At 70.8% G+C, this 874-nt stretch carries 1 protein-coding gene; it reads left to right on the forward strand.

Going from position 1 to position 874, the window contains the following annotated elements; all coding sequences use genetic code 11:
- Positions 1-874: condensation domain-containing protein (locus tag D7W79_RS42350; RefSeq protein ID WP_244222286.1), on the forward strand; the 874-nt coding region annotated here is incomplete at both ends.

Raw genomic sequence — 874 nt, forward strand, 5'->3', positions numbered from 1 at the left:
TCGGATTGCAGGACGACTTCTTCGCGCTCGGCGGCCATTCGCTGCTGGCCACCCAGCTCGTCTCGCGCGTGCGCGCCACGTTCGCGGTAGAGCTGCCGCTGCGGGCCCTCTTCGAATCCCCCACCGTTGAAGCGCTCGCGCCGAAGCTCGCAGGCGCTCAGTCCTCCGCGCTCCGTGCTCCGCCGCTGCGGCCCTCGTCGCGCGAACGCGTCATTCCGCTGTCCTTCGCCCAGCAGCGACTCTGGCTGTTGGATCAACTCCAGCCCGGTGACATCTCGTACAACATCCCCACCGCCCTGCGGCTGACGGGGCAGGTGGACGTGGAGTCGTTGCGCCGCGCCTTCGAGGCGCTGGTGGACCGCCACGAATCGCTGCGCACCACGCTCTCCGCCGAGCACGAAGAGCCGTCGCAATGCATCCAGCCTCCCTCCGGTTGGGAGCTGCCCCTCATCGACCTGACCACCCTCCCCGAGTCCCAGCGCGAGGAAGAGGCGCAGCGCGCGGCGGCCATGGAGGCCCGGCGTCCCTTCCACCTCACCACGGGCCCGCTGCTGCGCAGCACGCTGGTGCGGCTGGGACAGGACTCGCACCTGCTGCTGGTGACGATGCACCACATCGTCTCCGACGGCTGGTCCATGGGCGTCCTCGTCCGGGAAGTCGCGGCCTTCTACGAGGCCTTCAGCACCGGCCGGGCTCCCGTCCTGCCGCCGCTGCCCGTGCAGTACGCGGACTTCGCCCTGTGGCAGCGAGGCTGGCTCCAGGGCGAGGCCCTGGACGCGCAGCTGGGTTACTGGAAGCAGCAGCTCGCGGGGGCTCCGTCCGCACTGGACCTGCCGACGGATCGTCCTCGCCCGCCCGTGCAGTCACGCCGGGG

The sequence above is a fragment of the Corallococcus exercitus genome (assembly GCF_003611585.1).
GTDB lineage: Bacteria > Myxococcota > Myxococcia > Myxococcales > Myxococcaceae > Corallococcus > Corallococcus exercitus.